Source organism: Pedobacter deserti, from assembly GCF_024436415.1.
In the GTDB taxonomy this organism is placed as follows: domain Bacteria; phylum Bacteroidota; class Bacteroidia; order Sphingobacteriales; family Sphingobacteriaceae; genus Pedobacter; species Pedobacter faecalis.
This window is the reverse complement of record NZ_JAFMZQ010000001.1, coordinates 2,180,788-2,193,509: the sequence shown is the minus strand read 5'-3', so window position 1 is coordinate 2,193,509 and position 12,722 is coordinate 2,180,788. Positions and strand designations below refer to the sequence as shown.

Here is a 12,722-nt window from a genome sequence, read left to right as displayed (position 1 = left end):
CGCATTGAACGCGTAGCGTTAATGGGCGCCTTAAAATTGCACGCCTACGGCCAGCGACAAGGTAAACATCCTGGTATCGAGGTTACCGCCGTTGGGGGCCGACTTTCTGTTGAACACCGGATTGATCATCTGGCTCGCCCTTATGTCAGCAAAGGGGTTGGTCTTGAGCGATTTTCCCGATACTTTCAAGCCTCCTATCACACTTGTGCTGAAGTTCCTTACGTACATCAGTTCGTTCTGCTCATTCTCAGGCTTATCGTATCCGTCGGCCTCCGGGAAGATCAGCTTGGTGCGCTTATGCAGGGCTACCCCCCTGGCAAAGCCACCGTATATCCCCAGACGTAAATTGGTGGCCGGAGAAAGGACGTTATAATGAACGGTTACAGGCAGTTCCATGTAATCGATCTTGTAGTTAAAGTAATTATAGGCCTGTTGTTCACCATCTTCTGTATAAATGATAGCCTCGTCGTTTTCCTCGCGGTAAGACATGCCCCTGCCCGAGTATAACAATTCTGCGCCTATAGAAAGTCTGTCGGTAACATGATAATCGAATGTTACACCCCCATGGCCTGAAAAGCGCGCCCAGTTCTGGAAGGTGTCATAATAGCCAGGTATATGCGGATCGAAGGGTTCGACATCCTTGCTGAAAACGGATGCATTTACACCTGCTTTAATACCGACGCGGATATGTTTCTGAAAGGTAATTTGTGCGTGCGCACACAGACCCAGGCTTAAGGCAAGCAGGGTGGAGAGAGTCTTTTTCATACGGGTTTCATTTGCTTACCGAATATATAAATTTTCCAGGTAATTCATGGCTAAGCTTCAACAATAAACAAATGCTGTGTTTCCTTGTTTAAGTATTGAACTTAACCAACAATGCTATGAATAGGACAATAGGGGTGATTTTGATTGTGATCGGGGCCATTATGCTGATATGGACCGGCTTTTCTTATACCAAGAAGGAGAAGGTTGTGGATGCGGGGCCTATACAGATCTCGGCCGACAAAAAAGAAAGTGTGAACTGGCCGCCTTACCTGGGCGGGATACTGCTTGTGGGTGGCATCGTGATTGTAGCCAGTGCGGGCAAAAAGTAAAACGGTCTTATAAAAAAGCACAGGCTGGACTGTAAAGACCATTGCCTGTGCTGGGAAAAGGTTGTGGCGTCCGACTATTTCGAGGGAAAGAGTTCGGCCAGCTTCTTTTCGAGGGTACTATTTCCGGAACTGTCGAACCCGATATCTTTCATCAGTATGCGACCATCCGGACCGATCAGAAAAGTGGTAGGCACTGCTGATACCGCGAAACTGGTCGACGCAATCTTATCATGGTCGAGCGCCTGTGTCCAGGGCAGTTCCAGTTCTTTCAATGCTTTGAGCCAGTCTGCTTTCGACTGATCTACCGATATGCTGTAGATCTCAAACTGATCTCCCTTGTATTTGCTGTAAACCTTTTTCATATGCGGAAAAGAAGCCTTACAAGGCCCGCACCAGCTTGCCCAGAAATCGAGCAGGACATACTTGCCCCTGAACTGGTTCAGGTTTATCGTTTGCCCATCAGGTCCGCTAAGGCTGAGGTCTTTGGCTACCATTCCTATAGCTGAGGATTTGGCACCCGCAATAAATTCCTTAACCTTAATTCCAAGTTCTGATTTCTGCGCATTCGGCTTCAGCTTAGCATACAGGCTTTCCAAAGTCCCCATATCCAGGTTGCCCTTGCTCCCATACAGTAAATAGGCCGCCAGATAGGTATCCGGGCGCTTCTCAATAAACTTCCGTAAGTTCTCCGCCTCTCCTGCCGCCTTATCATACCCTGCACGGTAGGCCTGGTAGTCGGACGCCGACTGCATGCCCGAAAGCTTACCTGTGTGGAAGCCCTTGCTGAGGTCGGCCCCCTCCAGGTGGACTATGCCGGGCTGGTCGATGATGATCGGAAAAGGTGCCACGGCCTTGTTAACCTCTGCCTCATATTGGCTGTACAACAAGGGGATAAAGGGTTTGGTAAATGGTAGGCTGATCTCAAATGATCCGCTGCGTACTTCAGCGGTGTCGGTTTCTATACCCTCACCATACACGTAAACCTTGTTATGGCCCTTCAGATCGTTTTTTACCGTGCCTTTGATGGTTACTGTTTGCTGACTGAAAGCCAGACTACTTCCGCAAAATAAGAGTACTGCGGTGATATATATTTTCATTATTAATCGTTTAGTTAGCGGTGTATCCTGGGTTCTGCAGACCGAATACAGGATTATAAAGAAACTCGGTGCGCGGCACAGGCAGGATGTACTGCGTTTGGTTGACTATCGTCGGCTTAAGTGTTTTTACTGTTTCAAATGGAAGCCTGAGCAACGCCATCCACTCCATACCGTCCTCTCCAACCAGGCTTTTTACGGTCTCCTTATAAACTTCCATTAGCATGGCCTGAGGCGTCTGCGCGTTCTCTACCGCCAGATAGGCTGCTGAATTGGCGCTGGCCGTTATACCTGCTCTGGCCTGTACTTCATGCAGGGCAGTGCGGGCCTCGGCCAGGTTGCCCCCCGAGCGTACGATAGCTTCCGCTTTGAGAAGGTAAGTCTCGGTGAGCCGCAGCGCATAATCGGTTTCAGATACTACCGAAGGCGCCATTCCGGCGGTGATGTACTTGGTAAAAAAGTAAGACTCCCTGTTGCTTCTGCTATTGAGCTCACCCACCACCCATGTCTGCCGCGGGTCGTTGGCAAGCAGGTTTCTAAGTGCCGGGGAGGCGGCAAATAAAAAGGATCCGCCCGGCAGGTAATCGCGGCTCTTGGAAATTCCCGCCATTTCCTGGGCTGCCTGAGGCTTCACACCCAGGATCACTTCCTTACTCGCCAGTCCGTTCTTCCTGAAAATATCCTGCGCATTGGGTTCAAGTTGATACGGCCCGTTCTGTATCAGGTTGTCGGCCAAGCTGATCACACTGGCATGGTCGGTGGACAGCCCTCTGTTGGTGAGCACCCTAAGTTTCAACGCCATACCGGCCCACTTGCTTACATAGTGGTTTGGATTGGCCGCAGGGCCATTGGCGATCACATCGTCGAGGTCCGACAGAATAAGATCATAACTCTCTTTTACCGTGCTCCTCGCCTTCTGGATATTGCCCAGCGCTGAAAGCTCAGTACGCAGCAGCACACCAAAAGGGCTTTCAGGCTTATACCATTCGCCATAAAAAGTAAGCAGCCGGAAATGTGCATAAGCACGCAGGAACCGCGCTTCAGCAATCATCTCCTTTTTCCGGTTGCCCGAAAATTTATTGTCGGCCAATCCGTTAATCCCCTTCAAAAAGCCATTTGCGGAGTTCAGTAAAATATAAGATTCGTCCCAAAACAGACTTGTCAGTGTGGCATTCTTATTTTCCTCTTCAGGGAAAACACTAAATCCATAGGCGAGGTATCCGGCAAGCATTCCCGGCTTTACCTGATGGTCCTGCCAGCCAGTGTTTGCCTGCGTAGCATTGGCAAAGGAATAATACACGCCATTTAGCGCGATCTGCGCTGTTGCCTGGTCGATGATCACGTTGGCATCCACCTTCTCATTGTCGGGCAATGCACTCAGTTCTTTATCACAGGAGGCCAGCGTGGAGGCCACCATCAGCAACACCAGGTATATCTTTAATTTATTCTTCATCATTTCCATATTTATCATTTCATATATATCATGCGCAGCTTAAAAACCGCAGCGCAGACCCAAACTAAATTGCCTAACGGTTGGATAGCCACCGGCGTCGCTGTAACCGCCTATCAGGCTGTACGGATCATTAGACACCTCCGGATCGGCGCCGGGGTAATTGGTGACCGTAAACAGGTTGGTGCCTGAAACATACACGGAAGCGTTATCGATTTTCAGGCGGTTGAGCCATTCCTTAGGCATCTGGTAGTTAAGGGTAACAGACTTCAGCTTGATGAAAGAGGCATCATAAACGTTGTTGCTCGAAGCACCTACCAGACCGGTTTTGCCCAGGACCAGCCGCGGCCGGCTTGAACCGGTATTTTCAGGCGTCCATCTGTCGAGGATGCGAATTCCCTTATTGGTCTTGGTACCCACATGCTGGTTTTGCGTATCAGCCAGATAAAAAATGTCGTTCCCGTATGAGAATGTCGCCAGCGTAATGAGGCTCAGATTTTTGTAGGTAATGCTGTTGGTGTACCCCCCATAAAATTTGGGCTCAGCATTTCCGATAATATCTTTTCTGAAATCGCTGTATTGAAGATATATCGGATTTCCAAGCGCGTATTTTGCGTCGCCCGGACCAACAAGGTCAAGATCGCCGTAGAGGGAATAAAAGTTCCGGTTTTTATAGTCGAGCGCCTCCTCAGGCGTCTGAATAATACCCTCGAAAACGTTTCCATAGATTAACCCAACGGGCTCGCCCACACGCAGCACGGTGTTGCCGTAGGTGTAGATCTTCGGGTTGTTCGGGTCAGCAAAGTCATTCGAAAGGGCCAGGACTTTAGAGCGGTTGCCGGAAATATTAAAGGTTCCCGACCATTGCAGATTAGCATTCCGGATGAAATCCCCGCGCATGCTTAGTTCCAGGCCCCGGTTGCGGATATTGGCAATATTGGCCGTTACGCCGGTAAAGCCCGAGCTGGAAGCAACTGTGGCAGGGAACAAAACGCCGGATGTCGACTTCTCGTAATAACTGAAGCCGCCCCCAAGACGTCCTTTGAAGAACGCGAAATCTATACCCGCGTCTTTCTGCAGACTCGACTCCCATTTGATTTCGTCGTTACCAAGCTGACTTGGCCGCATGCCGCTCAGGCCTGCGTAAGAAACGGGTCGGTACAAGGTATAAAACATATTATCGCCAATATTCTGCGTACCGGTATACCCCGCGCTTACCCTCAGCTTGATCTCGTCTATCCAGGTGGTACCCTTCAGGAAGTTTTCATCTGAGATACGCCAGGCTACACCGCCGGAGGGGAAGTAGCCGACCCGGTTGTTCTTCGGGAACTTAGACGATGCGTCTGAACGTCCGGTAAAAGTGAAGAGGTATCGTTCAAACAAAGCATAGTTTGCCCTTGCGTAAAAACTCAAGAGGGCGCTCTGACCAGATATGCCTTTTGCCGGAAGTGTAAGTGTGGCCGATGATAGATTGTTCAGGTAAACATCGTCCGGAAAGCCTTGTCCGCTGGCAGAAAAACTGCTCGTCTTGAGCCGCTGCCACGACGAACCAGCGAGTAAGGTAAGGCGATTGTTTTCGTTAAACTCCTTGTTCCAGGTCAGGGTATTTTCATAGAGGAGGTCTACCGACTGCGACTGGGATTGCGTGGCGATACCATTATTGGAGCTTGCAGGCCAGCTGTTCGGCGAAGTTACCACCAGCACCGTGCTCGGTATATAGTTCGTCTGCCGGTACGAATTGTGGTTAATGAGCACATTGCTTCTGAATTTTAGTCCGCCGACAATTTCGTACTCGCCGGCTATCGAGCCGATAAGCATGCTCATATTGCCTTTGTTGACACCCTTTGTAAGCAGAAGCGGGTTTTGGAAACCGCGGAAACTATCAGCGCCATTGTCGGCCACATCAAAAATCTTAACCGTTCCGTCGGCATTGTAGGGGTCGACCGTTGGAGGAGCAAAAAGCGCCTGCATGTACAGTCCGTTCGTGATGTTGTTGGTAGTAAACCCATAATCGAGATTGGTGGTAAACCGCAGCTTGCGGTTGATCTCGTTATCGAGATTGATCTTTCCGCCAATCCTTGTGAAATCGGTACCGATTACGGTTCCGTTATTCTTATTATAAGCAATTGAAGTATAGTAGCGGGAGCCGGTTCCTCCCCCTCGTACCGAGATATCAGCGTTCTGGGTAACGCCCGTGCGTGAAACAAGGTCGAGCCAATCCGTATTAGCGGTTCCGAAGTAATTCGGGTTGCTGAGGATATTCGTGGCGTCGGCATTTGGCGGTAAGGCTGGTGTACGGGCCGCGCGGAGATCGTTCAGGTTCTTAGCGGCTTCTTTAAGTACCATGATGTACTGATCGCGGTTTAACACTTTTTCGTTGACCGCCGTACTGAGCCCGGTATAGTAGTTTGCCTCAAAAACAGGCTTCTGGTTGAGTTTGCCGGTCTTGGTGGTAATGATAACCACACCATTCGCTGCCCGCGATCCATAAATGGCCGTCGCAGATGCGTCTTTGAGGATATCGATGGTTTCGATGTCGTTGATGTTCAAACCGCCCAGGCTGTTTAAACCCCGGGCAAAAGCGCCCGATACGGTATTGTTCCGGCTGTCGGCCCCAAAGCTTTCAATCGGACTTAATATGTCGGCCGCGCTCTGCAGGTAACGGTTCTGGATCTGGACCGGGATCCCGTCGATGATGTATAAAGGGTCGTTACCTCCTGAGAGCGAGGTTCCGCCCCGGATGCGGATTTTAGCTACACCGCCCGGCGAGCCGTCGGCCTGTACCACCTGTACACCCGGCGCTTTGCCCGCCAGGGCCTGGTCGACCGTTGCAAAGGGCACATTCCGGATTTCCCCGAGGTCTACAGACGCCACAGATCCGGTCAGGTCTTTGCGTCTTGCAGTACCATAGCCTACTACGACGGTTTCGTTGAGCTGACTCATCGCAGATTCCATGGCGACGGTCATGCCCTGTACAGCCTTTTGCTCTTTGGTAATATAGCCGATGGACGAGAAGATCAATGTGCCGCCCCCGTTCGGAACAACAATTTCAAAAGCACCACCCGAATCGGATACCGTAGCACGGTTGCTTGCTTTGAGCCGCACATTCACATTGGCAAGCGGCTTACCAAGCTCGTCGGTAACTTTTCCTTTAACGGTTTCCTGCTGTACACCAGGGTGGCTGCTCACAATGATATGCTTGCCTTCTATCTCGAAAGTATAGTTTGTTCCTTCAAAAACCTGACCGAGTACGGCCGATAAAGGTGTCTTATTAAAGTGCGCCTCTATGCTCCGGTTTTTATCGATCCGTGAATCGGGATAGAAGACACTGAAACCAGTTTGCCTGGTGATTTCGCGGAAAAGCTGCTCCAGTGTAGCTTTCCGTTTGATGTAGGTAACCTCCTGTGAGTACCCGCCTGCACTAACCTGCAGCAGGGTAACAAGAAGTAGTATTGCGGTAATGTTTATTCGCATTATCCATCGAGTATAAAATTTCATACTTTTACGTTGTTTAGGTTGAATTGTATTAGAATTGAAGATTGTATGCGAGGGTAACCTGAACATAAACCGGGGGTGTGACCAGCACTCCTGGTTCTTTTACCGGCAGCGCTTTGCTGCCGTCTTCAGGCTGGCCAAACTTAAGGGCCTGCTGATGGTAAGTTTCTTTTCATGTGGTTTGGTTTAGTTATCTGGCATATGCCGGTTAAATTATTTCAGAAGGACGGTGATGGTATTTTCACGGACCTGAAATTGCAGGTCTGCGTTTTGCTCAAGCAGTTTAAGTACGCCCGACAGGTTTTCGTATTGAGAGATGGTACCACTGTACGTTACCGGGGCGGTTTGCCGCCCTTTATAAATAACATTTACATTGTACCAGCGTCCTATCCGCTTCATTACGGATTCAATAGGTTCATTACTAAAGGTGAACAAGCCATCTTTCCAGTCGGTATAAATGGTGCCGTCGACCTCGCTAACCCTGATATTCTGGTTGTTGCTTGTGGCTTGCTGACCGGGCTTAAGGATAACTTGCCTGCCATTGGAATTGGCCACCTGCAGTGATCCCTCTAGAAGGGTGGTGATGATCGCCTCCCGGTAATCGTAGGCATTTACATTGAAATGGGTACCCAGGACGCTAAACCGCTGGCCTTCACTTTCCACAACAAATGGGTGTTGCGCATCTTTGGCGATTTCAAAGTATGCTTCACCGGTTAGTTTAACATGCCTGCTGCCGCCGCTTACCAAGGGAACAGTATAGGCAAGCGACGAACCTGCATTGAGTGCAACCAGGGAACCATCGGGCAGGCGTACCTGGTAAGTCTCCCCGTTGGAGGTCGACAAAACGTTACGCTGACCCGCTGCTCCTGAGCTTTCTGTAATTTCGTAAACCAGCTGGCCTCCGGATGTTTTAGTGATGGAGATGCCTGCCTGCTCAGCAAGGTGCCCGTCGGTTGCTTCACTCAACTGAATTTTCCTGCCGTCTGATAAGGTAAGCGTGGCCCCCTTTTTTCCGGGAGGTACGTCTTGCTGCGCAACCTGCAGGGCATGATCCGCCGATGGCTGTACCCTGAACCAGATGCCGGCCGAAATGATTATGGCCGCAACTGCCGCAGCTATGCCAAGGCGAAGCCACAAGCGTACCGTTTTAGTGCGCCCGGAAAGACGAACCAGATTGGCACGTACTTCGTCGAGGTCTTCCTGCCGCTCAGATTCCCCGAACAGTTCCCCGCCCTCGGGAGTACTGCTCAGTTGCCAGCTCTCCAAAAGCGCCACTTCTTCGGGCGTTGCGGTTCCCTGATTATACTTTTTCAATAAGTCGGACGCCTCGTGTTGTGTCTTCATCTTGGGTTGTTTAATGATATAGAGACACAAATAGGACCTTGAGGGTACAAGGCTGCAATATTTTTTTTAATAACCCGTGAGCAGGTAGATATAGACCAAAATGCCCAGTCGCCCCCGCAGCACACGTAAGGCTCTTTTTACCTGGGTACGTACGGTGTGTTCGGATATGCCGAGCTCACGGGCTATTTCATCGTGCGACATCTGTCGGGTACGGCTCATTTCGAATATCTGCCGCATTTTTTCCGGAAGCGCGCTTATTTCTTTTTCTATGATGGCCCTTAGCTGGGCTTCCCTTATTTTATGATCGGTGATGTTCTGGCCGGAGTCAATAAAGTGCTGTAAGGATGCGCTGTACTCGTCGGCCCGCTTCTCTTCACTGATCTTGCGAAGGATAGCATTCCGCACCGCAACGTAGAGGTATCCTGAAAGGTTCTGACTTACTGCCAGCGTTTCGCGCTTTGTCCACAACACGGTAAACAACTCCTGAATCACATCCTTGATCGTTTCCCTGTCTTTCAACCAGCGGTTGGCATACCTGTACAGGATACCGCTATACCGGTCGTATATCTCCGTAAAAGCCGCCTGATCTCCCGTCCTGATGAGATCCAGCAGTTGCTGATCGGTATATGTTGTGTATGCTGCCACCCGGCGATTGCTTGACTATGATTATCCCTCTGCAATGTAACAATATTCGGCTTCCGCTCAAACAAGTTTATATGCCGGCTGTTGTCAGTATTTGACCTATTCATTTTTCTATGCAGCCAATCAGCGTTATCATCACGGGAACCACAGGTATGGTTGGAGAAGGTGTACTGCTCGAATGCCTGGACAACCCAAAAGTTGACAGGGTTTTGGGCGTAAGCCGAAAGCCCTGTGGCGTGGCGCACCCTAAATTTACAGAGTACCTTGTGCCGGACTTCCTGGATTTGAAGGCGGGCGACCCGCAGCTAAAAGGCTATGATGCCTGCTTCTTTTGTGCGGGCATCAGCAGTCTGGGTATGAATGAGGCCGACTTTAAAAAAACAACGTATGATACGACCATGCATTTCGCTGAGGTCGTTTCTTCCGTAAATCCGGGCATGACCTTCACGTACGTAAGCGGGGCAGGCACAGACAGTACCGAAAAGGGCTTTTTGATGTGGGCAAGGGTAAAAGGCAAAACGGAAAACGACCTGCAAAAGCTTCCGTTTAAGAAAGTCCACAACTTCAGACCCATGTTTATGAAGGCGATGCCCGGTCAACGGCATACGCTTTCTTTATATAAGTATTTCGCCTGGCTGTACCCGGTTTTAAGAGAGCTTTCTCCGAATTCAGTAAGCACGCTTCAGCAGGTAGCCCGCTGTATGATTCTGTGTGCCACGACCGACATTCAGAAACCGGTGTTTGAGGTGAGCGATATTAACGCCTTGGTAAAAGCCTAATAACGCTTTCTAGGGAAAAATAGTCAGGAACAAATACACAAAGAAAAGTACCAGCAATACAACGCCCTGCATGATGGTCGTTTTGCCCGACTGAAAAGAAATCATCACGGTGATAAAAGACAGGGTGAGCAGAACGATCGACTTTGCATCTATACCCAGCGTTACGTTGATACCGGTAATGAGCGATGCAATGGCTACGGCAGGGATCGTGAGACCAATACTCGCCAGTGCCGAACCCAGCGCCAGATTAAGGCTGGTTTGCAGTCTGTTTTTTGCCGCTGCACGTACCGCTGCAATGCCTTCGGGCAACAGGATCACCAAGGCCACAATAATTCCGACAACCGCTTTAGGCGCACCCAGACTTACCACACCTGTTTCAATAACCGGCGCGAGTTTTTTGGCCAGCATCACTACGGCAACGAGGCAACCCAATAGCAGAACCAGACTGACGATAGCCGTTTTGGCTGTAGGCGGCGCTGCATGCTGCTCCTCATCATCGGCCCCGCTAGCCGGAAGGAAATAGTCGCGATGCCTTACCGTTTGCACGAGCACAAACGTACCGTACAGCACCAGTGAAATAACGGATACAAAGATCAGCTGACTTTTGCTGTAGGATGGTCCTAAAATGCTGGTGGTATAATTAGGCAGTATAAGGGTTAGTGTACAGATGGCTACCAGTCCGACAAGCGCTGCACTAACTGCATGCATGCCAAACTTTTGTTCCTTATGGTATAAACCGCCAAGAAGCAGACACATGCCAATAATGCCCGTGAGAATGATCATGACCGCCGCAAAAACCGTGTCCCTTGCGAGCGTAACTGCCTCTTCCCCACCGGCAAACATCAGGGAGACAATCAGCGAAACTTCAATGATGGTGATGGCCAGGGCAAGAATGAGTGTACCAAAAGGCTCCCCAACTTTATGCGCGATAATTTCGGCATGATGTACGGCAGACATCACAGCTATGATGAGGCCCGCGGCTGCCAAAGCAGCAAACAAAGGTTTTTGTACGTAAAGAAACAGGAAGACCAGGGCAAGTATCGGGGCGATGACCGTCCAGGCCGGTAGCGACAGGATTTTTCTCATTCTACCAAATATAAAAAAATCTGGCTAACCGGGCGAACATTCTTGCCCCTACCGACCTAAAAAGTCAACCGCTGTTTCTGATTTAACAACATTTGCTGCAGCTTACTATAATCGACATCCTGCACTGCGGTACCATGATCTATAGCCAGCGAAGCGGCAGTCGCGGCCGATTCTCCGAGAATCATAAACACTGGCTCCATACGTACCGAACCATAGGCTATATGGGAAATGGACAAACAAACTGGCACAAGCAGGTTGCTGCATTCTTTGCGCTTGGGTACCAGCGCATCGTAAGAAATGCTGTATGGTTTAGGTGCTTTTACGCCGATATCGCCCTCATTCTGCACATAGCCTTCCGGGGTAACATAACGCTGGGTATGATGGGAATCCAAAGCATAAGAACCCATGCCTACCGACTTCTGTACGGGCCGCTTACCCAAGACCTCGTGCTCGGTCATCACAAAATCGCTTACCATTCTTCTCGCTTCGCGGACATAAATCTGGTGCGGCCAGCCGCCGTTGTCTTTAAATTCATCCTTAGCCAGACCCCAGTTGCTCATCTTACTTCTCACATCGGCCGGAACCTTAGGATCGTTGGCCAGATAATACATCAGGCCTTTCTGATAATCCTCATGCTGCTTGATGATTTCCCTGCGCTGCTCATAAGATGCTTCAGGATAGGCGTAGTTCATCCCAATAAAATCTGTACTGAACGGGCCGTGGTTGTTCGTATCCGTTTTACGGTTGGGCACGGGATCAAACTTATCAAACACCTCGCGCCAGCCACTGGCAAACACCCGCGCCAGCAATTCGTAATTGGCTGGATTATAGTTGTCCGGCTTCGGAAAAGTAATGCGGTTGTCGGGATGATTGCTCAGGCACATCCGGAAGCAGTAAGCCTGAAGCTTCTTATCGCCCGCCCCCTTCTCACCGGGCTGCTCCGGCGAAATACCCGGCAGCAAACCACTACGTTTATCTCCGGACACCACATAAGGATCAATCTGACTGGTAAAATGATGTCTGTGCTGAAACACGCCCGTCTGCACCCCGTTCCATTGTTCCCCATAAGTCGCGTTCGATTCACGGCCCACATGGTAGCTAACCGCCGAGGCTGCCATCAGGTCGCCCTCATAGGTAGCATCAATAAATACCTTGCCGGTAAACACCTTTCCGCTTAGCGTAGTGATGCTAAGGATCTTCCCTGACTTCTTCTTTACCCCTTTCTCACGGTTGAGCCATTCATTGCGATATACCTGTATGCCGTGTTCCTTTACAAAATCTTCCATGATCTTCTCGGCCACATGCGGTTCAAAGATCCACATCGTACGCTCGTTCCCATCGATAGCCGGTGTGCCCTGTCCTTTATTGCCATACTCCTGACGCGTTTGCCACTTCCAGGCCGTATCTGTTTGATAATGCAGGTATACCCGGTGATAAAACTCGCGGGCAAGGCCGCCGATAACCTCCTTATTTCCCGTATCGGTAAAACCCAGCCCTCCGGCCGATAGCCCGCCCAAATGCTTGTCGGGCGACACCACCACTACTTTTTTACCCAGTTTGGCCGACTGCACCGCAGCGGTGATGGCTGCCGAAGTGCCGCCATAAATGACGATATCAGCGTTGTAAGTTTTCGGCTTGTCCTGAGCATGAAGGTTAACGGCGGAAAGGACAAAGGATAAGAGGATAAGGAATCGTTTCATAATAGTCTGTTTTACAATACTACAAAAACGAGCCAACT

10 protein-coding genes are annotated in these 12,722 nt (G+C 50.1%); 2 read left to right on the top strand and 8 right to left on the bottom strand.

The window, feature by feature from the left end; genetic code table 11:
* Positions 1-30 precede the first annotated feature (30 nt).
* A complete protein-coding gene (locus J3P40_RS09950) occupies positions 31-765 on the bottom strand; it encodes a porin family protein (protein ID WP_256005030.1) in 735 nt (244 codons plus the stop codon).
* 116 nt (positions 766-881) lie between these two features.
* On the opposite strand from J3P40_RS09950, the gene J3P40_RS09945 reads away from it, so the two are divergent.
* On the top strand, positions 882-1,094 hold the full coding sequence (locus J3P40_RS09945) for a hypothetical protein (protein WP_256005029.1): 213 nt from the start codon (positions 882-884) through the stop codon (positions 1,092-1,094).
* A 74-nt stretch (positions 1,095-1,168) separates the two neighbouring features.
* Here J3P40_RS09945 and J3P40_RS09940 read toward each other — a convergent pair whose 3' ends face one another.
* The 5 genes from J3P40_RS09940 to J3P40_RS09920 form a co-directional block, all read right to left on the bottom strand.
* A complete protein-coding gene (locus tag J3P40_RS09940; RefSeq protein WP_256005027.1) occupies positions 1,169-2,191 on the bottom strand; it encodes a redoxin domain-containing protein in 1,023 nt (340 codons plus the stop codon).
* A 10-nt stretch (positions 2,192-2,201) separates the two neighbouring features.
* Entirely contained in the window at positions 2,202-3,641 is a 1,440-nt protein-coding gene (locus tag J3P40_RS09935; RefSeq protein WP_256005024.1) for a RagB/SusD family nutrient uptake outer membrane protein, read from the bottom strand.
* Positions 3,642-3,680: 39 nt separating this feature from the next.
* Complete coding sequence (locus J3P40_RS09930; RefSeq protein WP_256005021.1) at positions 3,681-7,136, bottom strand: TonB-dependent receptor; 3,456 nt, start codon at positions 7,134-7,136, stop codon at positions 3,681-3,683.
* A gap of 210 nt (positions 7,137-7,346) precedes the next feature.
* Positions 7,347-8,477 carry a FecR family protein gene (locus J3P40_RS09925; RefSeq protein ID WP_256005018.1) on the bottom strand — a complete coding sequence of 377 codons (1,131 nt, stop codon included), beginning with the start codon at positions 8,475-8,477 and terminating at the stop codon, positions 7,347-7,349.
* A 66-nt stretch (positions 8,478-8,543) separates the two neighbouring features.
* Positions 8,544-9,122, bottom strand: a complete 579-nt coding sequence (locus J3P40_RS09920) for an RNA polymerase sigma factor (RefSeq protein WP_256005016.1) — start codon at positions 9,120-9,122, stop codon at positions 8,544-8,546.
* Positions 9,123-9,232: 110 nt separating this feature from the next.
* Between J3P40_RS09920 and J3P40_RS09915 the strand changes: the two genes are divergently transcribed.
* Positions 9,233-9,898 (top strand): Rossmann-fold NAD(P)-binding domain-containing protein, encoded by a 666-nt coding sequence (locus tag J3P40_RS09915; protein ID WP_256005014.1) that lies wholly within the window; start codon positions 9,233-9,235, stop codon positions 9,896-9,898.
* A 9-nt stretch (positions 9,899-9,907) separates the two neighbouring features.
* Here J3P40_RS09915 and J3P40_RS09910 read toward each other — a convergent pair whose 3' ends face one another.
* Together J3P40_RS09910 and J3P40_RS09905 are read right to left on the bottom strand one after the other, a co-directional pair.
* Entirely contained in the window at positions 9,908-10,984 is a 1,077-nt protein-coding gene (locus J3P40_RS09910; RefSeq protein WP_256005010.1) for a calcium:cation antiporter, read from the bottom strand.
* 56 nt (positions 10,985-11,040) lie between these two features.
* Entirely contained in the window at positions 11,041-12,684 is a 1,644-nt protein-coding gene (locus J3P40_RS09905) for an FAD-dependent oxidoreductase (RefSeq protein ID WP_256005008.1), read from the bottom strand.
* Positions 12,685-12,722 lie beyond the last annotated feature (38 nt).

What these genes read in the sequence shown, in the direction of transcription:
- J3P40_RS09950 (WP_256005030.1), bottom strand. Translation starts at nt 765, where the DNA reads ATGAAAAAGACTCTCTCCACCCTGCTTGCCTTAAGCCTGGGTCTGTGT.
- J3P40_RS09945 (WP_256005029.1), top strand. Translation starts at nt 882, where the DNA reads ATGAATAGGACAATAGGGGTGATTTTGATTGTGATCGGGGCCATTATG.
- J3P40_RS09940 (WP_256005027.1), bottom strand. Translation starts at nt 2,191, where the DNA reads ATGAAAATATATATCACCGCAGTACTCTTATTTTGCGGAAGTAGTCTG.
- J3P40_RS09935 (WP_256005024.1), bottom strand. Translation starts at nt 3,641, where the DNA reads ATGAAGAATAAATTAAAGATATACCTGGTGTTGCTGATGGTGGCCTCC.
- J3P40_RS09930 (WP_256005021.1), bottom strand. Translation starts at nt 7,136, where the DNA reads ATGAAATTTTATACTCGATGGATAATGCGAATAAACATTACCGCAATA.
- J3P40_RS09925 (WP_256005018.1), bottom strand. Translation starts at nt 8,477, where the DNA reads ATGAAGACACAACACGAGGCGTCCGACTTATTGAAAAAGTATAATCAG.
- J3P40_RS09915 (WP_256005014.1), top strand. Translation starts at nt 9,233, where the DNA reads ATGCAGCCAATCAGCGTTATCATCACGGGAACCACAGGTATGGTTGGA.
- J3P40_RS09910 (WP_256005010.1), bottom strand. Translation starts at nt 10,984, where the DNA reads ATGAGAAAAATCCTGTCGCTACCGGCCTGGACGGTCATCGCCCCGATA.
- J3P40_RS09905 (WP_256005008.1), bottom strand. Translation starts at nt 12,684, where the DNA reads ATGAAACGATTCCTTATCCTCTTATCCTTTGTCCTTTCCGCCGTTAAC.